Source organism: Arthrobacter sp. NPDC080082, from assembly GCF_040686595.1.
GTDB lineage: Bacteria > Actinomycetota > Actinomycetes > Actinomycetales > Micrococcaceae > Arthrobacter.
In genome coordinates this window covers 16,185-39,034 of sequence record NZ_JBFBKQ010000004.1, presented here as the reverse complement: position 1 = coordinate 39,034, position 22,850 = coordinate 16,185, and the positions used below count along the sequence as shown (strand labels likewise).

Here is a 22,850-nt window from a genome sequence, read left to right as displayed (position 1 = left end):
CCGGATCACCACTGCTCGTGCTGCGGGTACAGCGGGAAGTCGGCGGCGAGCTTGTCCACGCGGGACTGGAGGGCCTCGACGTCGGCGCCGGTGCCTGCCTTGAGGGCGGTGGCGATGATGTCGGCGACCTCGGTGAATTCCTCTGCGCCGAAGCCGCGGGTGGCCAGGGCCGGGGTGCCGATCCGCAGGCCGGAGGTGACCATCGGCGGGCGCGGATCGAACGGAACGGCGTTGCGGTTCACGGTGATGCCCACGGAGTGCAGCAGATCCTCGGCCTGCTGGCCGTCCAGCTGGGAGTTGCGCAGGTCCACCAGGACCAGGTGCACGTCGGTGCCGCCGGTGAGGACCGAGACGCCGGCCTCGGCGACGTCGGCCGCATTCAGCCGGTCGGCGATGATCCGGGCGCCCTCAAGCACGCGCTCCTGGCGTTCCTTGAACTCCTCGCCCGCCGCGATCTTGAACGCCACGGCCTTGGCCGCGATGACGTGCATCAGCGGGCCGCCCTGCTGGCCGGGGAAGACGTTGGAGTTAATCTTCTTGGCCCACTCCTGCTTGGCCAGGATCACGCCGGAGCGCGGCCCGGCGAGGGTCTTGTGCACGGTGGAGGTAACGACGTCGGAGTGCGGCACCGGGCTCGGGTGCAGGCCGGCGGCCACCAGCCCGGCGAAGTGCGCCATGTCGGTCCAGAGCAGGGCCCCGACCTCGTCGGCGATCGAGCGGAAGGCGGCGAAGTCGAGGTGGCGCGGGTAAGCGGACCAGCCGGCGATGATGACCTGCGGCTTCTCGGCGAGCGCCTGCTCGCGGAGCTTGTCCATGTCCACCCGGAAGGTGTCCTCCTCGACCTGGTAGGCCGCGACGTCGTACAGCTTGCCGGAGAAGTTCAGCTTCATGCCGTGGGTGAGGTGCCCGCCGTGGGCCAGGGACAGGCCCATGATCTTGTCGCCCGGGGTGATCATCGCGGAGAGGGCGGCGGCATTGGCCTGCGCGCCGGAGTGCGGCTGGACGTTGGCGAACTCGGCACCGAAGAGGGCCTTGACCCGGTCGATCGCGAGCTGCTCGGCGACGTCGACGTATTCGCAGCCGCCGTAGTAGCGGCGGCCCGGGTAACCCTCGGCGTACTTGTTCGTCAGCACGGAGCCCTGGGCTTCCATGACGGCGCGGGGGGCGAAGTTTTCGGAGGCGATCATTTCCAGGGTGCCGCGCTGGCGGCCGAGCTCCTGGTCCAGGACGGCGGCAATCTCGGGATCGAGTTCAGCGAGGGGCTGGTTGCTTACGGCTGCTGAAGAAAGGCGAAGGGAAGTAGTCACGAAGAACTCCTGGCTTGGCAACGGTCACTGCTGTGAGGTCAGGTTACCGGCTGGTCCGCGCTGGCGCCGCTAGATGACGGTGCCTGCGGGAGGGCAGCGCGGGGCTGCCAACCGGAAAAACATGACCCTCGGCCCAGGCGTACGATCCGTGGTCTGCGTGCGTGCCGCTCCCTGGTGGTAAGCCACCCAACGCCAGTTGCGACAGGTTAAGCCTATCCCAGCCGCGGGTAGGCTGTTCTATCGTGACTGACGACCAGCTGACTGCCTCCTATATCCTCACCCTCTCCTGCCCGGACCGGCCCGGCATCGTGCACGCGGTGGCCGGCGCCCTGCTGGTGGCGGGCTGCAATATTACGGACTCGCAGCAGTACGGCAGCGAGGGCACGGGCACCTTCTTCATGCGGGTGGAGGCGACGACGGCGGCCCCCGAGTCGGAGCTGCTCGCCGCCCTGGAGCCGGTGGCACAGGCCTTCGGCATGCAGTGGAGCCTGAACCCGGCCGGCAGGAAGCTGCGCACCCTGCTGATGGCCAGCACCTCGGCGCACTGCCTGAACGACCTGCTGTTCCTGCAGCGCTCCGGCACGCTGCCGATCGAAATCCCCGCGATCGTCTCCAATCACCGCGACCTCGCAGGCCTCGCCGAGTTCTACGGCATCCCCTTCCACTACATCCCCGTCACGAAGGACACCAAGGCCCAGGCCGAGGACGCCCTCCGCGCCCTGATGGCCGAGCACGACGTCGAACTGACCGTCCTGGCCCGCTACATGCAGATCCTCTCGGACGAGCTCTGCACCGAACTGACCGGCAAGGCCATCAACATCCACCACTCGTTCCTGCCCTCCTTCAAGGGCGCCAAGCCGTACCACCAGGCGCACGCCCGCGGCGTGAAGCTGATCGGCGCCACCGCGCACTACGTCACCGCCGCCCTGGACGAGGGCCCGATCATCGAGCAGGAGGTCATCCGCGTGGACCACCGGCGCACCGCCGAGCAGTTCGTGCAGATGGGCCGCGACGTCGAGGGCCGCACCCTGGCCCAGGCCGTGCAGTGGCACGCCGAGCACCGGGTGCTGTTGGACGGCAACCGGACAGTCGTCTTCAGCTAGCCGTTTCCGGGAGGGCCCTTGCCGCGTGCGCGGCCGGGGCCCTTTACTGGAGCCATGACCACACCCGTGACCAGAAACAACGGGGCGCAGCGGCTGGACGACTTCGTGGCCCTGCTCAAGGAGGAGGGCCGGCACGCCGTGCTGGGCCTGGACTGCGGCACGGGCGCCGAGGGCCTCGCCTTCGTCCGTGCCGGGCTCCACTTCACCGGCGTGGACGCCTCCGAAGAGAACATCCACGCCGCCCGCGCCCACGGCCTCTCCGCCTCGGTTGCAACCGCCGCGGCCCTGCCGTTCGCGGACGCAGCCTTCCCGGCCGTCTGGGCCCCGGACGCCCTGGCCGGACTCGACGCCGAGGCATCGGACGGCGCCCTCCGCGAACTCCGGCGCGTGGCCGAACCCGGCGCACCGATCGCCGTCGTCCTCCCGCAGGGCGGCCCGGACGCCGGTGCCGGACCCGGCTTCACGGTTCTCCGCGCCTGATCCGTGCCTGATCCGTGCCTCCCGGCGCTCCCGCAGGTCCGGCCGCTGTCCTAGGCTGGGGTCCATGACTCCCGTTTACGCTTTCGCCGGCGAGACCCCGGCCGTCCACGACTCCGCCTTCGTTGCCCCGAGCGCCTCGATCATCGGCAACGCCACCCTCGCCGAGGACTCCAGCGCCTTCTACGGCGTCACGGTCCGCGCGGACACCGCCGCCATCAGCGTCGGGGCCGGCAGCAACCTGCAGGACAACGTGGTGCTGCACGCGGACCCGGACTTCCCCTGCACGGTGGGCGCGGGCGTCAGCATCGGCCACGGCGCCGTGGTCCACGGCTGCACGGTCGAGGACGACTGCCTCATCGGCATGGGCGCCACGGTCCTCAACGGCGCCGTGATCGGCGCCGGCTCGCTCGTGGCGGCGGGCGCCGTCGTGCTCGAGGGCACCGTCATCCCGCCCCGGTCGCTGGTTGCGGGCGTGCCCGCCAAGGTGCGCCGGGAACTGACGGAGGAGGAGTTCGACGGCGTCCGCCACAACGCCGCGCACTACCGCGAGCTCGCGCGGGCGCACCGCGAGCTGCACCGCTGATCCGTAAGGGGGTATTCGGGGGCGGGCGCGCCGCGGCTTGCGTTAACTTCTTGACTACAAACCCCTGATGGTGCACGCTTCTTTGCATGCCCTCACCAACGCGCTCAACGAGGAGCCGCACGAAAAACCCCGGGTCGCAGTCCGCGCTCCGCCATTTGAACCAGCAACGGATCATCGAATGCCTGCTCGCCGGCCCGTCCACGCAGGCTGAACTGGCCCGGCAGACCGGGCTCTCCACGGCCACGGTGTCCAACATCGTCAAGATCATGCAGGACGCCGGGCTCGCCTCCACCGAACCGACCACCAGCTCCGGCCGCCGGGCCCTGAACGTCCGGCTCAACAGCCAGGGCGCCGTGGCCGTGGGCATCGACTTCGGCCGCCGGCACCTGCGCGTGGTGCTGGCCTCACTGAGTTACCACGTCCTGGCCGAGGAGGCGGTGCTCCTGCCGCTGGGCCACCACGCCGAGGACGGCATCGCCGCCGCCGTCGCCGTCCTCGACCGGCTGCTCGATACCGGCGGCGTCGAACGCAGCGCCCTGGTGGGTGCCGGCGTCGGCATCCCGGGCCCCATCGACCGCCGTTCCGGCACCGTCGCCCAGGGCGCCATCCTCCCGGAATGGGTCGGCATCAACATCCTGGAACGGCTCGAGGAAGCCCTGGATCTGCCGATTTTCGTCGACAACGACGCCAACCTGGGCGCCCTCTCCGAGGTGACGTGGGGACCGCACAGCGGCACCAGCAACCTGCTCTTCCTCAAGATCGGTTCGGGCATCGGCGCGGGCCTGATCATCAACGGCATGCCTTACTACGGCAACGTCGGCATCACCGGCGAAATCGGCCACGCCACCATCCACGAACACGGCCTGGTCTGCCGCTGCGGCAACCGCGGCTGCCTGGAAACCGTCGCCTCCACCACGACCATGCTGGAGTTGCTCAGCCGCGGCGACGACCGGCCCATGACCAGCGAGGACATTGTCCGCAAGGCCCTCGCCAAGGACTCCGCCACCCTGCGCGTGGTGGACGACGCCGGCCTCGCCGCCGGGCGTGCGCTGGGCAACGTGGCCAACCTGATCAACCCCGAGGTGATCGTCGTCGGCGGGCCGCTGGCGGGCCTCGGCGAGCTCCTGCTGGACCCCATCCGGCGGGGCCTGATCCGGCACGCCGTGCCCGTCATCGGCGAGACCACCACCCTCACCATGTCCTCCCTGGGCGACCGCGCCGAGGCCCTCGGGGCAACCGCACTGGTCTTCCAGCAGGCCGGAATCCGGCGCAACTAGCTCCACCGTTATCCGTCCGTTGCGTTAAAGACTTGACGACAACGACGTGATCCAGTTTACTTTTCCATCAGACGGCCCTGCGGTTTGCAGGGGCGGACAACGAAGTCATGCATTGGAGGCGTAAGGGCAGATGACGTCCCTCGACACGCACAGCGATCCCGTAATTCTCGAGATGCGCTCCATCACCAAAGAGTTCCCCGGCGTTAAAGCTTTGGCCGAGGTGAACCTGCGGGTGAAGGCCGGCGAAATCCACGCCATCTGCGGTGAAAACGGCGCCGGCAAATCCACCCTGATGAAGGTCCTTTCGGGCGTTTACCCCCACGGCAGCTACACCGGCGACATCGTCTACCAGAACGAAGTCCAGGAGTTCAAGGACATCCGGGCCAGCGAGCACGCCGGCATCGTGATCATCCACCAGGAACTGGCGCTGATCCCCGAACTGTCCATCATGGAAAACATCTTCCTGGGCAACGAACCCACCAAGCGCGGCGTGATCGACTGGGCCGAGGCCCGGCTCCGCTCCACCGAACTGCTCGCCCGCGTGGGCCTGCGCGAGGACCCGGACACCCCGGTCAAGGAGATCGGCGTCGGCAAGCAGCAGCTGGTCGAGATCGCCAAGGCGCTGAACAAGAAGGTCAAGCTCCTCATCCTCGACGAGCCCACCGCGGCCCTGAACGAGTCCGACTCCCAGCACCTGCTGGACCTGATCCTGGGCCTCAAGGGCCGCGGCATCACCTCGATCATCATTTCCCACAAGCTCAACGAGATCGAGCAGATCGCGGACTCCATCACCATCATCCGCGACGGCAAATCGATTGAGACCCTCGATGTGAAGGCCGACGGCGTCGACGAGGACCGCATCATCAAGGGCATGGTGGGCCGGACCCTGGAGTCCCGCTTCCCGGACCACACCCCGAACATCGGCGAGACCTTCTTCGAGGTCAAGAACTGGACCGTGGGCCACCCGCAGATCCAGGACCGTCTGGTCTGCAAGAACTCCAGCTTCTACGTCCGCCGCGGCGAGATCGTCGGCTTCGCCGGTCTCATGGGCGCGGGCCGCACCGAACTGGCCCGCTCCCTGTTCGGCCGCTCCTACGGCCGCTTCATCTCCGGCCACGTCTACAAGGACGGCAAGGAGATCCACCTCAAGACGGTCAAGCAGGCAATCAATGCCGGCCTTGGCTACGTCACGGAGGACCGCAAGTCCCTGGGCCTGAACCTCCTCGACGACATCAAGGCCACCACCGTCTCGGCGGCGCTGAAGAAGATCAGCAAGCACAACGTGGTCGACGCCGACCAGGAGTTCACGGTCGCGGAGCAGTACCGCAAGTCGCTGCGCACCAAGACCCCGTCGGTGGAGGAAGGCGTCGCGAAGCTCTCCGGCGGCAACCAGCAGAAGGTCGTCCTGGCCAAGTGGATGTTCACCGACCCGGACCTGCTGATCCTCGATGAGCCCACCCGCGGCATCGACGTCGGCGCCAAGTACGAGATCTACGGCATCATCCAGCAGCTGGCCAACCAGGGCAAGGGCGTGATCGTCATTTCCTCGGAACTGCCGGAGCTGTTGGGCCTCTCCGACCGCATCTACACCATCTTCGAAGGCGCCATCACCGGCGTGCTGACCAAAGAGGAAGCCAGCCAGGAAAGCCTGATGAAGCTGATGACCTCCGCCCGCAAGACTGCCTGACCCCGGGCGATCCAGAACAATCCGGACTACAAGGACTGACACAATGAACGCGCTCAAGAAGCTCTTTGGCGGCAACACCCGCCAATTCGGCATGATCTTCGCCCTGGTTGCGCTGATCGTCTTCTTCCAGATTTTCACCGAGGGCCGCACGCTCACCCCGGGCAACGTCATCAACCTCTTCAACGGCAACTCCTACATCCTGATCCTCGCGATCGGCATGGTGCTGGTCATCATCGCCGGCCACATTGACCTCTCCGTCGGCTCCGTGGCCGCGTTCGTGGGTGTCAGCGTGGCCCTGATGATCCGCGACTGGGGCATCCCGTGGTACCTCGGCATCCTCTTCGGCCTGCTCCTGGGCGCGCTGATCGGCGCCTGGCAGGGCTTCTGGACCGCCTACGTCGGCATCCCGGCCTTCATCGTGACCCTCGCCGGCATGCTCCTGTTCCGCGGTTTCAACCAGTACGTCGGCAAGTCAAACACCATCCCGGTGCCCAACGACTTCCAGTACATCGGTTCCGGCTACCTGCCCGAGGTGGGCCCCAGCACCGGCTACAACAACCTGACCGTGCTGCTCGGCCTGCTCGGCGTCGCCTACGTGGTCTTCAGCGAACTGCGCGCCCGCCGCAAGGCCAAGTCCCTCGGCGCCGACGTGACCGAGAGCTGGGTGACCATCACCAAGCTGGTCCTGATCTGCGCGGCCATCCTCTACGCGACGTACCTCTTCGCCACCGGCCGCCCGGGCACCTCGTTCCCCATCCCCGGCCTGATCCTGGCCGTCCTGGTCCTGCTCTACGGCTTCATCTCCTCGAAGACGGTCATCGGCCGCCACGTCTACGCCGTCGGCGGCAACCGCCACGCGGCCGAACTCTCCGGCGTCCAGTCCAAGAAGGTCAACTTCCTGGTCATGATGAACATGTCGATCCTGGCCGGCCTGGCCGGCATGATCTTCGTCGGCCGCTCCACCGCCTCCGGCCCGTTCGACGGCGTCGGCTGGGAGCTGGACGCGATCGCGGCAGTCTTCATCGGCGGCGCGGCCGTGACCGGCGGCGTCGGCACCGTGATCGGCTCGATCGTCGGTGGCCTGGTGATGGCGGTCCTGAACAACGGCCTGCAGCTGCTCGGCGTCGGCGCCGACCTGACCCAGATCATCAAGGGCCTGGTCCTGCTGATCGCCGTCGCCTTCGACGTCTACAACAAGTCGCAGGGCAAGAAATCGATCATCGGCATGATGATGAAGAACTTCGGCCGCAGCAACGAGATCAAGGCCGACGAGACCACTTCCACCAAAGAGGTCATCGCCAAGGAATCCTGACCGGATCCCTTCCCAGTTACCACCGAGTCTCCACACACCACCAAAAAGAAAGTGAACCAAGCAATGCAAATGATTGGTAAAGCAGGAAAGGCAGCAGCAATCGCTGCTATTGCGGCACTGGCGCTGACAGCCTGCGGCCGTGCCGACAGCGGATCTTCCGGTTCCGCGAGCAGCGGCGGCGAGGCGTTCCCCAAGAACTCCCCGATCGGCGTCGCCCTCCCGCAGAAGACCAGTGAGAACTGGGTCCTGGCCGAGAAGCTGTTCAACGATGGCCTCAACGGTGCAGGCTTCAAGGCTGATGTTCAGTTCGCCAACGGTGGCGTTTCCGAGCAGCAGAACCAGATCAGCGCCATGGTCACCAAGGGTGACAAGGTCATCATCGTCGGTGCCATCGACGGTGCGCAGCTGGGTACCCAGCTGAAGCAGGCCAAGGACGCCGGCGCGACTATCATCGCGTACGACCGTCTGCTGCTGAACACCGAGAACGTCGACTACTACGTCGCCTACGACAACTTCAAGGTTGGCGTGCTGCAGGGCCAGGCCCTGCTGGACGGCATGAAGGCCAAGAAGCCGACGGGCCCGTACAACATCGAACTGTTCGCCGGTTCCCCGGATGACGCCAACGCGAAGGTCTTCTTCGACGGCGCCATGAGCGTGCTGAAGCCGAAGCTGGACGACGGCACCCTCAAGGTCGTTTCCGGCCAGACCTCCTTCGAGCAGGCCGTGACCCAGGGCTGGAAGGCTGAGAACGCCCAGCGTCGTGCCGACACCCTGCTCAGCGGCAGCTACGGCAGCGCCACCCTGGACGGCGTCCTGTCCCCGAACGACACGCTGGCCCGCGCGGTCCTGACCTCGGTCAAGGCTGCAGGCAAGCCGCTGCCGGTTATCACGGGTCAGGACTCCGAGGTTGAGTCCGTCAAGTCGATCATGGCCGGTGAGCAGTACTCCACCATCAACAAGGACACCCGCAAGCTCGTTGAGCACGCGATCACCATGGTCAAGGACATCCAGGCCGGCAAGAAGCCTGAGATCAACGACGACAAGTCCTACAACAACAAGGTCAAGACCGTTCCGGCCTTCCTGCTGGAGCCGGTCATCGTGACCAAGGAGAACGTCAAGACCGCTTACGTCGACGATCCGGTACTCGGACCGATCACCAAGTAGTCTTCCGCTTCACCATTAGGGCCCCGGCTCCCCCGCAGTTTTCGCTGCGGGAGGGTCGGGGCCCTGGTGCGTCCGGGGGTTGGTTCGGAGGGAGTTTCCGCCGCGGTTCGGCGGCGGTTCCGGACTTCGCGGCGGTTTCAGCTTTTCGCGGCGCTTCCGGACGGGCGCGGCCCGGGTCCGGGGTGCGGCTGCCCGGAAACGGCGCGCTTTTCCGGAACGGGCGCGCTCGTGGGTTAGCAGGACGTGGGTGCGGTAGCTGGCGGGGAACGACGACGACGGCGCCCCGGGTGAGAGGATGGCAGCATGAACGCCCCGATCGCCAGGCCCTGGCTCTTTGACCAACCCGACCAGGATCCCCGGACCGCCACCGGAGCCCGGTTGCGGTGGGGCGTCATCGCCACCGGCGGGATCGCGGCCACCGTCACCCGGGACCTGGAGCTGCTCGCGGACGCCCAGCTGTACGCGGTGTCCTCCCGCAGCCAGGCCGCCGCGGACGCCTTCGCCGCGGACTACGGTTTCGCCCGCGCCTACGGGGACCGGGACGGGGTTCCGGGCTACGAGCACCTGCTGGCCGACGACGCCGTCGACGTCGTCTACGTCGCCACCCCGCACGCCCAGCACCACGCTATCGCCAAGGCCGCCCTCCTGGCCGGCAAGCACGTCCTCTGCGAGAAGGCCCTCACCGTCAATGCCCGCGAGGCGGCCGAGCTGATCGACCTGTCCCGCGCCAACGGACTGTTTTTGATGGAGGCCATGTGGAGCCGGTTCCTGCCGGCGATGCAGCGGGCCTTCGAGATCGCCGCGTCGGGCGAGATCGGCCAGGTCCAGTGGGTCGGCGCGGACCTGGGTTTCCCGGCCCCCTACTCCCCCACCTCCCGGCTCTGGGCACCCCGGGACGGCGGCGGCGCCCTGCTGGATATCACCATCTACCCGCTGCTCTGGGCGCTGGGCACGCTGGGCTTCCCACAGACGGTCACCGCCACCGGTTTCGTCAACGACGACGGCGTCGACGCCCAGAACGCCCTGACGCTCGGCTACCACCACGGGGCGCAGGCACAGCTGACCTCCTCCCTCCTGGTGCACGGGCCGCGCACCGCCACCGTCGCCGGGAACAAAGGGTTCCTGCAAAGCCTGGGATCCATCAACAACCCCCGGGAGCTGCTGGTCCGGGTGGGCTTCGACGACCCGCGGACGGAACAGTTCACCACGGTGGGCCGCGGCTATAGCTACGAGCTGCGCGAGGTCACCCGCTGCATCCAGCAGGGGCTGACCGAGAGCCCGGTGATGCCGCTGCAGGACTCCCTCGACACCATGCGATTGTTCGATGGCGTCCGCGCCCAGCTGGGGGTCAGCTACCCCAACGACGTGCAGGTCCGCTGACGCCGGACCCTGGCCGACGCCGGCCGGCGGACCAGGAACCCGGAATCCGGGACTAATAGTGTCCTCCCGCTCTGGACGCGCCACTACCCCTGGATCTACGCTATAGGCCAATCATCGAGCCTTTCCGGGGAGGGGTGTTGCGCATGCGTGAAGCGGCGGGCCCTTCCCCCCTGCGCCTCCGGCTCCGGCGGCTGCTCCTGGCCCTGCTCGCGGTGTGTGCCTGGCTGACGCTGAGCGCCGCCGCTGCCAGCGCAGACGAACCGGCCGCCGTCACCGCCGGCCACCTGGAAACCTCGCTGGGCACCATGATCCAACTGCCCATGACCGACGAGGCGCTCGAGGCCGCCGCGACACCCGCCCCGGATCCGACGCCGACGGCCACGGCTCCTGCCGTCGAGGCGACGCCGGTGTCTCCGGCACCCGCGCCCACCGAATCGGCCCCTCCGGTCAGCAACCCCCAGCCGGACCCGGCCCCCGCTCCCGTCACCGCCCCGGAGCCGACCGTACAAGATCCACCAGTGCAGGAACCTGCCCCGGCTCCCGATCCCACTCCCGCCGTCCCGGCACCCGTGCAGCCCGCAGACCCCGTCGTCGTGCCCGTTCCCGTGGTCACACCCCCGGTTCCGGTGCCGCCCGTGGCCACCCCGGCGCCGCCACCCACGCCCGCCCCGGCCCCCACCACCCCGGCGCCGACACCCTCAGCCACGGCTCCGGCTCCTGCTCCCACTCCGGTGGTCACCGTTCCCGTGGTAAGTGTCCCGGCGCCGCCCGTTCCGGTGTTGCCCGTCATCGACCCCCTGGCCGGATCCACCGGCACCACCCCTGCCACCCAGACGCCCGCGCAGTCGGCCCCGGCAGCCTCTCCCCAGGCCGCCGAGGCCGCTTCCCCGGCCCGGCCCGCCGCCTCCGGCCAGCCCACCGGTCCCGCCAGCCCGGCCCCCGCGGTAACTGTCGCAGCCGTCGACACGGCGCTCTCCTGCAGTCCGGCCCCCGTGGTCGCGCGCCCGAACGTCGGCAGCATCACCAGTTACGCTGCCACACACCCGTCGTTCACCCCGGCACTGGTCCTGCCTGAGCCGAATCTGCCCGCGCCAGCGCCCGGCACCGCGCCGGCAGGGTCGGCGGGCACCGCCGCGCCCGCAGGAGACAGCGCCCCCGCAGCGCCCGCCGGCAACACCGACCTGCCGCACCCCTGGGGCGGGGGAACCGGCTTCCCGGCTCCCACCGCGCTCCCGCCCGCCCCCGGCTCGGGGTCCGGCGGCGGCCCCACCGCCGGAAGCGCGGCCGGAACCGCCGCCTGGCTGCCTGATGCCTTCCTCGTCGTACCGCCGCAGGGCTTCGAGCCCATCAGCGGCCCGCTCCAGCACGCCTACCGCGCCGTCACCGCGGATCCCGGCTCTTCTCCCGACTAGCTGGACCGTCCTCTGCAGCATCGCTGTGCAGAGAACCGTCCCGCGGGCCGCCCCTTGCGCCCGCCACCAGCTCGTCAGGAGAAGTTTCCATGTGCCTCACCCCCCGCCGGACCCCGGCACCCGTTTCCCGCTTCACCCAGCGTCCCGCCGTCGCGCCACGCCGCCAGCAGGTCCCGCGCCGCCGCAGCCGCGTCCTCCCGGCCACTGCGGAACGCCCGCCGTGACACCGGCCGCCCCGCGCAGGTTCTCGTGAGCGCCGGGGCGTGGTCGTTGGGTCCGCTGGGGGATCCAACGGCCCCGCAGGCCCCGGCGGAACCCTTCAATCCCATGCCAGCAAGGCGCCGTCGCCGCACAGCTCAGTCGTCCGCGGCGGTGCCCCTGTCAGAAAGGTCCAGACCAGGAACAAGCGCACAGCACCAGTCATGTACCAGCACCACCATGGGGGCCATTCCGTCCCCGCGCCGAACCGCGATACCCATACCCGTATCATTTCCTTAGGACGCCACCGCGGCGTCGGAAGCAACAGGGGGTACCCGTGGACACGTCGCCCAACGAGGTCACGGCCGAGATTCTCAGCGGCCGCTACCGACTGGGAGAGGTCATCGGCCGGGGCGGAATGGCTTCGGTCTACACCGCCAGGGACGAGAACCTGGGCCGCGACGTAGCGCTGAAGCTCTTCGCACCCCAGGCCTCCGACGCCGACGAACTCCGCCGGCAGCAGGCCGAAATCGAGCTACTGGCCACCCTCAACCACCCCGGCCTGGTCACCCTCTTCGACGCCGGCACCGACACCCGCCTCCCGGACGAGCCCCGCCCGTTCCTGACCATGGAACTGGTGGACGGACAGGACCTCCGCACCCGCATCCGGCACAGCCCGCTCCCCCTGGACGAGGTGGCCGTGATCGGCGCCGGCCTGGCCGACGCCCTCGCCTACGTCCACTCCCTCGGCATCATCCACCGGGACCTCAAACCCGCCAACGTCCTGCTGGTCCGGACCCGGCCGGGCGAGCCGCTCCGGCCCAAGCTGACCGACTTCGGCATCGCCCGGATCGCCGACGGGACCCGCCTCACCGCCACCGGGACGATGGTGGGCACCGCCGCCTACCTCAGCCCCGAACAGGCCCGCGGCGCGGACATGGGCCCGGCGAGCGACATCTACTCCCTGGGCCTGGTGCTTCTGGAGTGCATCAAGGGCACCGTGGAATACCCGGGAAGCGCCGTCGAATCGGCGGTCGCCCGGCTGCACCGGGCCCCCGCCATCCCCGACGACGTCCCCGCCGCCTGGGCCGGCCTCATCCGTGCCATGACGGCACTGGACCCGCTGGAACGCCCGGCCGCCGCCGACCTTGAGCCCGTCCTGCGCCAGGCCTTGGTCTCCCCGGATCACCTGCCCGGCCCGCTGGCCGAGCAGCAGACCCGCGTGCTGCCCGCGCCCCCTGCCCGGCCGCCCAGGTCAGCGAGGGGTCCGGCCCGGGGCTGGTCGCGGAATGCGGGCAAGGGTGCGGCCGCGGGTTCAGATGCAGCCTCGACGGCGCGGACGACGGCGCCGGGTACCGCCGCGCTGCCGCCCATCCCGTCGACTGCCGCACTGCCCACCTCCCGGCCGGGTCTCTCAGCAGTGGCGGGCCGGGGCGCCGCCCGGCGGCCGCTGGGCCGGCGGGCCAAGCTCCTGCTGGGCCTCGCCGTCGTCGTGCTGCTCGCGGTTGCCGCCGCCGTGGTGCTCTCCCTGACCGCGGCGCCCGCCGCACCGCCGCCGGTCCCGTACCCGGCAGTGACGGGCGACATCGGTGAGCACCTGAAACAGCTGCAGGAAAGCGTGAACCCATGACCGGACTGTCTTTCACTGGCGCGCGCCGCGTGAACCGCCGTGTCGCCGGCGCCGCGTTGGCCCTGATCGTCGGGGCAGGCGCGCTGGCGGGCTGCGCCTCCGTCGCCCCCGACCTGGACGCCGCCGCAGCCGGCCAGCTGCAGTCGCGCGTCCTCGCCGTCACCCAGGCCGCGGCCGCCGACGATTCCCCGGGTGCCCTGAAACAGCTGGATGAACTGACCACCGCCCTGGATACCGCCGCGGCCGACGGCAAGGTCTCCTTCAAGCGGCACCAGAGCATCAAATCCTCCATCGACGCCGTCCGGAACGACCTGAACGCCCGGATCGCCCAGCAGCAGGCCGCCAAGGATGCAGCCGCCAAGGCCGCGGAAGAGGAGAAGGCCGCGCAGGCCGCCCGCGACGCGGCGGCCAAGGCGGCTGCGGAACAGGCGGCCGCCGACCAGGCCGCCGCCCAACAGGCTGCCCAGCAGGCACAGCAACAGGGACCCGGTAAGGCCAAGGGCGGCAAGAAGGGCGGCTAGGGCCGCCGGACTTTTGCCGTCGCCGCCCCGGCCTTCGTGCGCGGACTTTGCCGGATGCCCCGTTGCGGATAGCTTGTGAATCAGGCCGCAGAGAGCCGGGCTTTATCCGACCAGAGGAGTACAGAGCGCATGGCAACAGTGCAGGAATCCATCGACGTCAACGTCCCCGTCAAGCAGGCCTACAACCAGTGGACCCAGTTCGAGGATTTTCCCCAGTTCATGACGGGCGTCGACAGCGTCCGGCAGCTCGATGACACCACCGTCCACTTCGAGACCAGCATCAGGGGCGTCCAGCGCGCCTACGATGCCCGGATCACGGCGCAGGAACCGGACCGGCTGGTGGCGTGGGAGAGCATCGACGCCCCGCGAAACGCCGGCACGGTGCGCTTCACCGAGCTCACGCCGGGCTCCGTGCGGGTCGACGTGGAGCTCAGCTGGGAGCCCGAGGGTGCCGTGGAGAAGCTCGGCGCAGCCGCCGGGCTCGACTCCCGGCAGGTGGCCGCAGACCTGGAGCGGTTCAAGAAGTTCATCGAGGACCGGGACTTCGAGACCGGCGCCTGGCGGGAACGCGTCAACAACGGTGAGGTCGACTCCGGGCTGACCCCGGTGACGGACCCGGACTACGACGTGATCGGCACGGGCGCTCCGCAGAACACCGACCCGGACCTGGCCACGGAGCCGGCGACCGGCCCCGCAGCGGACGCGGACGACGCCACCGCCGCAGGCGGACGCCGCGCCGACGACTAGCGACGGATTCGAAACAACAGCTTAAACGCCGACGGCGCACCGGACACCCGGTGCGCCGTCGGCGTTTATCGCCTCAGGTGCCTAGCCCAGCAGGGACAGGGCCTTGCTGAAGGTGGCGGAGGGACGCATCACGGCAGAGGCCTTGGCCTCGTCCGGGCGGTAGTAGCCGCCGAGGTCCACCGGGGAACCCTGGACGGCCAGCAGCTCGCCGACAATGGCTTCCTCGTCGGTGCTGAGGGTCTTGGAGACCTCGGCGAAGGCCTGGGCGAGTTCGGCGTCGTCGCTCTGGCGTGCCAGCTCGTCGGCCCAGAACTTGGCCAGGTAGAAGTGGCTGCCGCGGTTGTCCAGCTCGCCGGCCTTGCGCTTCGGGGACTTGTCCTCGAGCAGGAAGGTGCCGGTGGCGCGGTCCAAGGTGTCCGCGAGGATCTGGGCGCGGGCATTGCCCGTGGTGGTGGCCAGGTGCTCGAAGCTCACGGCCAGGGCCAGGAACTCGCCCAGGCTGTCCCAGCGCAGGTGGTTTTCCTTGAGCAGCTGCTGGACGTGCTTCGGGGCGGAACCGCCGGCGCCGGTCTCGAACAGGCCGCCGCCGTTGATCAGCGGAACGATCGAGAGCATCTTGGCGCTGGTGCCCAGTTCGAGGATCGGGAACAGGTCCGTGAGGTAGTCACGGAGCACGTTGCCGGTGACGGAGATGGTGTCCTCGCCCTTGCGGATGCGCTCCAGGGTGAAGGCGGTGGCCTCCTCCGGGGACATGATCTCGATCTGCAGGCCCTCGGTGTCGTGGTCCTTGAGGTATTCCTCGACCTTGGCGATCATCCGGGCGTCGTGCGCGCGGGTCTTATCCAGCCAGAACACGGCCGGGGTCGCGGAGGCCCGGGCGCGGGTGACGGCCAGCTTGACCCAGTCGCGGATCGGCACGTCCTTGGTCTGGCAGGCACGCCAGATGTCGCCCGGGGAGACCTGGTGTTCGATCAGGACGGTGCCCTCGTCGTCGACCACCTGGACGGTGCCGGCGGCGGTGATCTCGAAGGTCTTGTCGTGGCTGCCGTATTCCTCGGCGGCCTGGGCCATCAGGCCGACGTTCGGGACGGTGCCCATGGTGGTGGGGTCGAAGGCGCCGTGGGCGCGGCAGTCGTCGATGACCACCTGGTAGATGCCGGCGTAGCTGCTGTCCGGCAGGACGGCGAGGGTGTCCGCCTCCTGGCCGTCGCGGCCCCACATGTGGCCGGAGCTGCGGATCATGGCCGGCATGGAGGCGTCCACGATCACGTCGGAGGGGACGTGCAGGTTGGTGATGCCCTTGTCCGAGTCGACCATGGCCAGCTCGGGGCCCTCGTTGAGGCCCTTGGTGATGGCGGCCTCGACGTCGCCGCGGATCTCCTCGGGGAGGTCCTCCAGGCCGTTGAGGATGGAGGCCAAGCCGTTGTTGGGGCTGAGGCCGGCGGCGGCGATCTGCTCGCCGTAGGTGGCGAAGAGGTCGGCGAAGTAGGCCTTGACCACGTGGCCGAAGATGATCGGGTCGGAGACCTTCATCATGGTGGCCTTGAGGTGGGCGGAGAAGAGCACGCCCTCTTCCTTGGCGCGGGCCACCTGGGCCTTGAGAAACTCGTCCAGGGCGGCGGCGCGCATCACGGTGCCGTCGATGACCTCGCCGGCCAGGACCGGGAAGGCTCGCTTGAGGACCTTGACGGTGCCGTCTTCCTTGACCAGCTGGATCTTGAGGTTGGTATCGGCCGGGATCACCACGGACTTCTCGTTGGAGCGGAAGTCGTCGGCCTCCATGTGGGCCACGTTGGTCTTGGATTCAGGGGTCCAGGCACCCATGCTGTGCGGGTTCTGGCGTGCGTAGTTCTTCACCGACAGCGGCGCGCGGCGGTCCGAGTTGCCCTCGCGCAGCACCGGGTTCACGGCGGAGCCCTTGATCTTGTCGTACCGGGAGCGGATGTCCGTCTCCTCGTCCGAGGCCGGGTTGTCCGGGTAGTCCGGGAGGGCGTAGCCCTGGCCCTGGAGCTCGGCGATGGCGGCCTTCAGCTGCGGCACGGAGGCGCTGATGTTCGGCAGCTTGATGATGTTGGCTTCAGGCTTCTTGGCGAGTTCGCCGAGTTCGGCGAGCGCGTCGCCGATGCGCTGGTCCTCGGTGAGGTAGTCGCCGAAGACGGCGATGATGCGGCCGGCAAGCGAAATGTCGCGGGTCTCTACCTCCACACCGGCCGTCGAGGCGTAGGCCTCAATGATCGGCAAGAACGAATAGGTAGCCAGCATCGGCGCTTCGTCGGTGTGGGTATAGATAATCTTGGCCATGCTTGGGCGTCTCCCTGAAAGTCTGCGGAAATCTTTGTTATCTCAACGGCTCTAACTTACCCGAGGTGGCGGCCTCGGCGCTTGTTCGGGACGGCCGGCGGCAGTCAGGTGAAGCGGGCACGACGGCGGGTAGCCGCCCAAAAGCGATATGACAAGTTTTGACAAGATGCTTTACAGGCTCGTCATAGTGCCGTAGGTTCGATGCCATCACCGCGGCCCGTCCCCGAGGGCCGCACCGCACCCGCACGCAAAAGGATCCCCATGCGCACACGCAAATCCCTGGGCACCAGCCTGCTCAGCCTCTCCGCCGCAGCCCTGCTCGCCGTCGTCGCCGCCGGCAGCGCCACCGCCTCTCCCGGCGGTGCCGGACGCGCGCCCTCGGGCACTCCGGACGTGGCCAGCCACACCGTGACCGAGGCCGCCGGCGCGGACTACTGGACGCCCGAACGGATGCGCAACGCGATCCCCGGCGACGTGCTGGCCACTAAGGCCGTGAACCGCGGTGCCGCGAAGGCCGATGCGGGCAAGCCCGTTGAGGTGGGTGCGCCGGCGAAGGTGGAGGGAACCACCCCGACGCTGCAGTCCAAGCAGGTCCAGACCAAGGCCAACGCCAGCGAGAACCCCGTCCCGCACATCGGCAAGGTCTTCTTCACCCTGGCCGGCGCCAACTACGTCTGCTCCGGCAACTCGGTGACCTCGGCGAACAAGAGCACGGTGTCCACCGCCGGACACTGCGTCAACGAGGGCCCGGGCGCCTTCGCCACCAACTTCACCTTCGTCCCGGCCTACCTCAACGGCTCGGCACCCTACGGGAAGTGGACGGCCAAGGCCCTCTACACCCCCACCCAGTGGAGCTCCGGCGGCGACATGACCTACGACACCGGCTTCGCCGTGATGAACACCCTCAACGGGAAGACCCTCTCCGACGTGGTCGGCGCCTCCGGTGTGCAGTTCAACGCCGCCCGCGGCCTGAGCTACAAGTCCTTCGGCTACCCGGCCGCCGCCCCGTTCAACGGCGAATCGCTCAAGAGCTGCAGCGGCACCGCCAAGAACGATCCCTACAACCCGCAGTTCAACACCCAGGGCATCCCGTGCAACATGACCGGCGGCTCCTCCGGCGGCCCGTGGTTCATCGGCACCAGCTCCTCCGGCTACCAGAACTCGATCAACAGCTACGGCTACGGCAGCAACTCCACCACCATGTACGGCCCGTACTGGGGCTCGGTCATCCAGCAGGCTTACAGCACCGCCGCCGCGTCCTAAGCACCAGTTCCCCGACTATCCGCGCCCAAGGGAAAGGAAAAGACAGGGCAACGCGGGGTTCCACCGCCGGCCGTCCCCCTCGACAGGCCGGCACCGGGACCCCGCGTTCCCGCGCCCGCCGCCGTACGCGGACAAAACAAACAGCTGCCGTGCCCTTCCCGTCGGGGAAGGGCACGGCAGCTCTGGTTTATGCAGGATCCACGAGCCGCCCGGTCTCCCGGGCGGGAATTCCTAGTGGAAGAAGTGGCGGGCGCCGGTGAAGTACATCGTGATGCCGGCGGCGTTGGCCGCGGCGATGACTTCCTCGTCCCGGACGGAGCCGCCGGGCTGGACGACGGCGCGGACGCCGGCGTCGATCAGGATCTGCAGGCCGTCGGCGAACGGGAAGAACGCGTCCGACGCCGCGACGGCGCCGCGGGCCCGCTCCGGGGCGTTGGTGGCATTGGCATTGGACGCCCCGCCGGCGCCGTCGACATCCGACTCCACGGAGACGCCAAGGGTGTTGGCCCGTTCGACGGCGAGGCGGCAGGAGTCGAGCCGGTTGACCTGGCCCATGCCGATGCCCACGGCGGCGCCGTCGGCGGCCAGCAGGATGGCGTTGGACTTGGCCGCGCGGCATGCGGTCCACGCGAAGGCGAGATCGGCGAGGGTCTTCTCGTCGGCGGCCTCACCGGCGGCGAGGGTCCAGTTGGCGGGGTTGTCGCCGTCGGCGTCGACCTTGTCCGTGGCCTGGACCAGCATGCCGCCGGAGACCTGGCGGAACTCGGTCGGGTAGCGGCCGTAGCCCTCGGGCAGGGTCAGCAGGCGGATGTTCTTCTTCTTGGAGAGGATTTCCACCGCCCCATCCTCGAAGCCCGGGGCGATGACGACCTCGGTGAAGATGCCGGCGACGGTCCGGGCCATGCCGGCGGTGACGGTGCGGTTGGCCGCGATCACGCCGCCGAAGGCGGAGACCGGGTCGCAGGCGTGGGCCTTGGCGTGGGCGTCGGCGATCGGGTCCGCGGCGTCGGCGGAGCCCACAGCCACGCCGCATGGGTTGGCGTGCTTGATGACCGCGACGGCGGGCTGGTCGAAGTCGAACGCGGCGCGCAGGGCGGCGTCGGCGTCGACGAAGTTGTTGTAGCTCATGGCTTTGCCGTGCAGCTGGTCGGCCTGCGCGATGCCGGCCGGGGCGGCCTTGTCCACGTAGAGGGCGGCCTGCTGGTGCGGGTTCTCGCCGTAGCGCAGCACCTCGGAGCGTTCCAGCGCCAGGCCGGCGTACGCGGGCCAGTCGATGACGCCGTCGCCGTCCTCGTCCAGGAACTGGCTGGCGGTCCAGGTAGCGACGGCGGTGTCGTACGCCGCGGTGTGCGCGAAGGCCTTCGCGGCCAGCCGGCGGCGGGTCTTCAGGTCGAAACCGCCGGCGGCGGCGGCTTCCACGACCGAACCGTAGGCGGCCGGGTCAACCACGATCGTGACGGCGGCGTGGTTCTTCGCGGCCGAGCGCACCATGGCGGGGCCTCCGATGTCGATCTGCTCGACGACGTCGTCCTGCGCGGCACCGGACTTCACGGTCTCCACGAACGGGTAGAGGTTCACGACGACGAGGTCGAAGGGCTCGATGGCCATGTCCTCGAGGGTCTTCATGTGGGCGGGAACCCGGCGGTCCGCGAGGATGCCGCCGTGAACGCGCGGGTGCAGCGTCTTGACGCGGCCGTCCAGCATTTCCGGGGAGCCGGTGACTTCTTCGACTTCCTGCACGGGGATCCCGGCAGCCGCGATCTTCTTGGCGGTGGAACCGGTGGAGACGATCCGGACGCCGGCGTTGTGCAGGCCCTGGGCGAGCTCCTCCAGGCCGGTCTTGTCGTAGACCGAGATGAGGGCCCGGCGAATGGGGACACGGTCGATGGACACACGCTCATGCTGCGTAAAGCTCACAAAAGTCTCCGTCTTATATCGCGGCGCGGCCGCGGCGGGTGGGGATGCGGCCAGTTTATCGCGTCGCCCCGGACTTCCCCCTCCCGGAGCCGCCGTCCGGGCCGAGTGTGAAGCTGCCCCGCGTGCCGGGGCCGGCCACCTCCCCGGCCGTCGGTCCGGGCACGTAGAGTTCTTGCAGGAGGCCAGATATGAACACTTACACCACGGTGCCCAGCGGCGAACAGGTGGTCCAGGAACTGCCGTGGCGGTGGAAGGTCCAGGGCCGGATTTTCCTGATCGGCGGGTTGGGTTTCATGTTCGACGCCTGGGACGTCACGCTCAACGGCATCCTCATACCGCTGCTGTCCAAGCACTGGTCGCTCGGGCCGGGGGACGCCGCCTGGATCGGTACCTCCAACCTCATCGGCATGGCCCTCGGCGCCTTCGTCTGGGGCACCATCGCGGACACCATCGGCCGGAAAAAGGCCTTCTCCGCCACGCTGCTGATCTTCTCCATCTTCACCGTGCTCGGCGCCCTCTCCCCGGACTTCACCTGGTTCGTGGTGTTCCGCTTCCTGGCCGGGTTCGGCCTAGGCGGCTGCATCCCGGTGGACTACGCGCTGGTGGGTGAGTTCACGCCGCGGAAGCAGCGCGGCCGGGTCCTCACCGCGATGGACGGCTGGTGGCCGGTGGGGGCCGCGCTGTGCGGCTTCGTCTCCGCCGGGCTGGTGGCGGCGTTCGCGGACTGGCGCCTGACCATGCTGATCATGGTGCTGCCTGCGCTGCTGGTGGTCTGGGTCCGCCGTAGCGTCCCGGAGTCGCCGCTGTTCCTGATCCGGAAGGGCCGCCGCGAGGAGGCGGCCGCCGTGATCGATTCCCTGGTGGCGGCCACCGGCGGGCAGGCCCGGGCGTACAGCCTGCCCGAGCCGCAGGACGTCCCCCGGCTCTCCGCCGGAAGCGCCTGGACCCAGCTGCGGGCGCTGTGGCGCTACGACTGGAAGATCACCACCGCGGCCTGGGCCCTGTTCTTCTCAATCCTGCTGGTCTACTACCTGTCCCTGACCTGGATGCCGCGGATCCTGATCGGCGCCGGATTTGAGGAGTACAAGGCGTTCCTGACCACGGCCTCGATGGCCGCCGTCGGGCTGCTCGGCGTGGTGGTGGCTGCCCTGCTGGTGGAGCGGACGGGACGCAAGTGGATCCTGGCGGTCACCGGCCCGCTCTCGGCCCTGATCCTGGTGGTGGTCGCCGTCGTCGTGGACATCCCCACGGCCGCCGTGTTCTGGCTGCTGCTCTTCGGCTTCGTGGTGCAGGTGGCCATCCCCGTGCTGTACGCCTACGTCTCCGAGCTATACCCGACCGAGCTGCGCGGCACAGGCTTCGGCTGGGCCTCGACCTTCTCCCGGGTGGGTGCCGGCTTCGGGCCGCTGCTGTTCGCGGCGGTGCTCTGGCCGCAGCTCGGCTTGGCCACCTCGTTCGCCCTCGCCGGCGGGCTGGTGCTGGTCTCGGTACTGTGGATGGCGTTCTTCGCCCCGGAGACCAAGCAGCGCCGGCTGGACTGACGCCCACCCCTAGCACGCCGAATGCCCTATCACTTGCGGTTGCCATTCCTCCTCGGAAGCAACCGTAAGTGATAGGGCATTCCTCGTGGCGTCCTACTGGATGCAGGTCACGTAGACCGTGAGCGCCGTCCCCCTGGACTGGGTTACCGTCCAGCCATTGGCGCCGGAGGGCTGGCTGGACAGTACCTGATTCCCGCTGGTGGCGATGGAGGAGAATCCTCCGCCGACGGCGACCTTCCCGGCCGGGCACGTCGCCGTTACCGAGGTGGCCGTCGTTCCGCTGGCCGTCGTCACGCTGACGCTGGTGGACGCCGCGGCGCCGGTCGGGCCGGCGGGACCCGTAGCGCCGGTGGCTCCGGTGGCACCCATGTCGCCGGTGGCTCCCTTCTCGCCCGGGGCGCCCTGCGGACCCGCTGCTCCCGTGGCGCCGGTCGCCCCGGTGTCGCCCTGGGGGCCGACGGCGCCGGTGTCACCCTTGTCGCCCTTGTCGCCCTGAGCACCTTGCGGACCGATCGGGCCGGTCTCACCCTGGAGGCCGGTGGCACCGGTGTCCCCCTTCTCACCCTGCTGACCTGTGGCGCCGGTGTCGCCCTTCTCACCCTGCGCACCGGCGGCGCCCGTGTCGCCCTGGTCCCCCTTGGCACCGACGGCACCGGTCTCCCCGGTGTCGCCCTTCTCGCCCTGCGGACCGACGGCGCCGGGGTCGCCCTTTGCCCCCTGGAGACCTTGGATGCCCTGGTCGCCCTTGTCGCCCTGGACGCCAGGCAAACCCTGGATGCCCTGGGCGCCGGCCGGGCCCATCGGTCCCGCCGGTCCGGCCACGCCTTGAATGCCCTGGACATTCCACGTGATCGGGGTTTCCTTCTTGGGGTCGCAGCTCTGCCCTGCGGCAAGGACCCGGAGCTGGCCGCCGTTGTTGACGTTGTAGCAGCCGTTGATCTCGCCGCTGCCGGACGTTGTCGTCACGGCATAGGCGGCAGAAACGGCACCCGTTCCGAGAACGAGCGCCGCGGTGAAGCCAAGGACT

At 69.1% G+C, this 22,850-nt stretch carries 18 protein-coding genes; 14 read left to right on the top strand and 4 right to left on the bottom strand.

Going from position 1 to position 22,850, the window contains the following annotated elements; genetic code table 11:
* Positions 1 to 5: 5 nt before the first annotated feature.
* The gene (gene glyA, locus AB0O44_RS09250; protein ID WP_364136760.1) at positions 6 to 1,307 is read right to left on the bottom strand and encodes a serine hydroxymethyltransferase; all 1,302 of its coding nucleotides are present in this window, start codon (positions 1,305 to 1,307) and stop codon (positions 6 to 8) included.
* Between the two features lie 242 nt (positions 1,308 to 1,549).
* Here glyA and purU point away from each other — a divergent pair, with 242 nt between their 5' ends.
* From purU to AB0O44_RS09190, 12 genes are all read left to right on the top strand, one after another.
* The gene (purU, locus tag AB0O44_RS09245; RefSeq protein WP_364136758.1) at positions 1,550 to 2,410 is read left to right on the top strand and encodes a formyltetrahydrofolate deformylase; all 861 of its coding nucleotides are present in this window, start codon (positions 1,550 to 1,552) and stop codon (positions 2,408 to 2,410) included.
* Between the two features lie 54 nt (positions 2,411 to 2,464).
* Positions 2,465 to 2,890 carry a class I SAM-dependent methyltransferase gene (locus tag AB0O44_RS09240; RefSeq protein WP_364136756.1) on the top strand — a complete coding sequence of 142 codons (426 nt, stop codon included), beginning with the start codon at positions 2,465 to 2,467 and terminating at the stop codon, positions 2,888 to 2,890.
* A 64-nt stretch (positions 2,891 to 2,954) separates the two neighbouring features.
* Complete coding sequence (locus AB0O44_RS09235) at positions 2,955 to 3,473, top strand: gamma carbonic anhydrase family protein (RefSeq protein WP_364136754.1); 519 nt, start codon at positions 2,955 to 2,957, stop codon at positions 3,471 to 3,473.
* Between the two features lie 86 nt (positions 3,474 to 3,559).
* Positions 3,560 to 4,750: an ROK family transcriptional regulator gene (locus AB0O44_RS09230; protein WP_364136752.1), complete on the top strand. Its 1,191-nt coding sequence runs from the start codon at positions 3,560 to 3,562 to the stop codon at positions 4,748 to 4,750.
* 130 nt (positions 4,751 to 4,880) lie between these two features.
* On the top strand, positions 4,881 to 6,437 hold the full coding sequence (mmsA, locus tag AB0O44_RS09225; protein WP_364136750.1) for a multiple monosaccharide ABC transporter ATP-binding protein: 1,557 nt from the start codon (positions 4,881 to 4,883) through the stop codon (positions 6,435 to 6,437).
* Between the two features lie 43 nt (positions 6,438 to 6,480).
* On the top strand, positions 6,481 to 7,749 hold the full coding sequence (gene mmsB, locus AB0O44_RS09220; protein WP_290258831.1) for a multiple monosaccharide ABC transporter permease: 1,269 nt from the start codon (positions 6,481 to 6,483) through the stop codon (positions 7,747 to 7,749).
* Between the two features lie 63 nt (positions 7,750 to 7,812).
* A complete protein-coding gene (locus AB0O44_RS09215) occupies positions 7,813 to 8,913 on the top strand; it encodes a sugar-binding protein (protein WP_290258830.1) in 1,101 nt (366 codons plus the stop codon).
* Positions 8,914 to 9,216: 303 nt separating this feature from the next.
* Positions 9,217 to 10,293, top strand: coding sequence for a Gfo/Idh/MocA family oxidoreductase (locus tag AB0O44_RS09210; protein WP_364136747.1), 1,077 nt, complete (start codon positions 9,217 to 9,219; stop codon positions 10,291 to 10,293).
* 143 nt (positions 10,294 to 10,436) lie between these two features.
* Positions 10,437 to 11,705 carry a hypothetical protein gene (locus AB0O44_RS09205; RefSeq protein ID WP_364136745.1) on the top strand — a complete coding sequence of 423 codons (1,269 nt, stop codon included), beginning with the start codon at positions 10,437 to 10,439 and terminating at the stop codon, positions 11,703 to 11,705.
* Positions 11,706 to 12,240: 535 nt separating this feature from the next.
* A complete protein-coding gene (locus AB0O44_RS09200; RefSeq protein WP_364136743.1) occupies positions 12,241 to 13,533 on the top strand; it encodes a serine/threonine-protein kinase in 1,293 nt (430 codons plus the stop codon).
* A complete protein-coding gene (locus AB0O44_RS09195) occupies positions 13,530 to 14,054 on the top strand; it encodes a mucin-associated surface protein (RefSeq protein WP_364136741.1) in 525 nt (174 codons plus the stop codon). The genes AB0O44_RS09200 and AB0O44_RS09195 overlap by 4 nt, the downstream gene beginning before the upstream one ends.
* 129 nt (positions 14,055 to 14,183) lie before the next feature.
* Positions 14,184 to 14,801 carry an SRPBCC family protein gene (locus AB0O44_RS09190; protein WP_364136739.1) on the top strand — a complete coding sequence of 206 codons (618 nt, stop codon included), beginning with the start codon at positions 14,184 to 14,186 and terminating at the stop codon, positions 14,799 to 14,801.
* Between the two features lie 81 nt (positions 14,802 to 14,882).
* Here AB0O44_RS09190 and AB0O44_RS09185 read toward each other — a convergent pair whose 3' ends face one another.
* On the bottom strand, positions 14,883 to 17,102 hold the full coding sequence (locus AB0O44_RS09185) for an NADP-dependent isocitrate dehydrogenase (protein WP_364136737.1): 2,220 nt from the start codon (positions 17,100 to 17,102) through the stop codon (positions 14,883 to 14,885).
* 261 nt (positions 17,103 to 17,363) lie between these two features.
* On the opposite strand from AB0O44_RS09185, the gene AB0O44_RS09180 reads away from it, so the two are divergent.
* Positions 17,364 to 18,365 (top strand): hypothetical protein, encoded by a 1,002-nt coding sequence (locus AB0O44_RS09180; RefSeq protein WP_364136736.1) that lies wholly within the window; start codon positions 17,364 to 17,366, stop codon positions 18,363 to 18,365.
* Between the two features lie 231 nt (positions 18,366 to 18,596).
* Here the strand turns inward: AB0O44_RS09180 and purH are convergent, their stop codons facing one another.
* A complete protein-coding gene (gene purH, locus AB0O44_RS09175) occupies positions 18,597 to 20,282 on the bottom strand; it encodes a bifunctional phosphoribosylaminoimidazolecarboxamide formyltransferase/IMP cyclohydrolase (protein ID WP_364136734.1) in 1,686 nt (561 codons plus the stop codon).
* Positions 20,283 to 20,470: 188 nt separating this feature from the next.
* Between purH and AB0O44_RS09170 the strand changes: the two genes are divergently transcribed.
* Positions 20,471 to 21,823 (top strand): MFS transporter, encoded by a 1,353-nt coding sequence (locus tag AB0O44_RS09170; protein WP_290258821.1) that lies wholly within the window; start codon positions 20,471 to 20,473, stop codon positions 21,821 to 21,823.
* Between the two features lie 93 nt (positions 21,824 to 21,916).
* Here the strand turns inward: AB0O44_RS09170 and AB0O44_RS09165 are convergent, their stop codons facing one another.
* The gene (locus AB0O44_RS09165) at positions 21,917 to 22,789 is read right to left on the bottom strand and encodes a hypothetical protein (RefSeq protein WP_364136732.1); all 873 of its coding nucleotides are present in this window, start codon (positions 22,787 to 22,789) and stop codon (positions 21,917 to 21,919) included.
* Between the last annotated feature and the right edge of the window lie 61 nt (positions 22,790 to 22,850).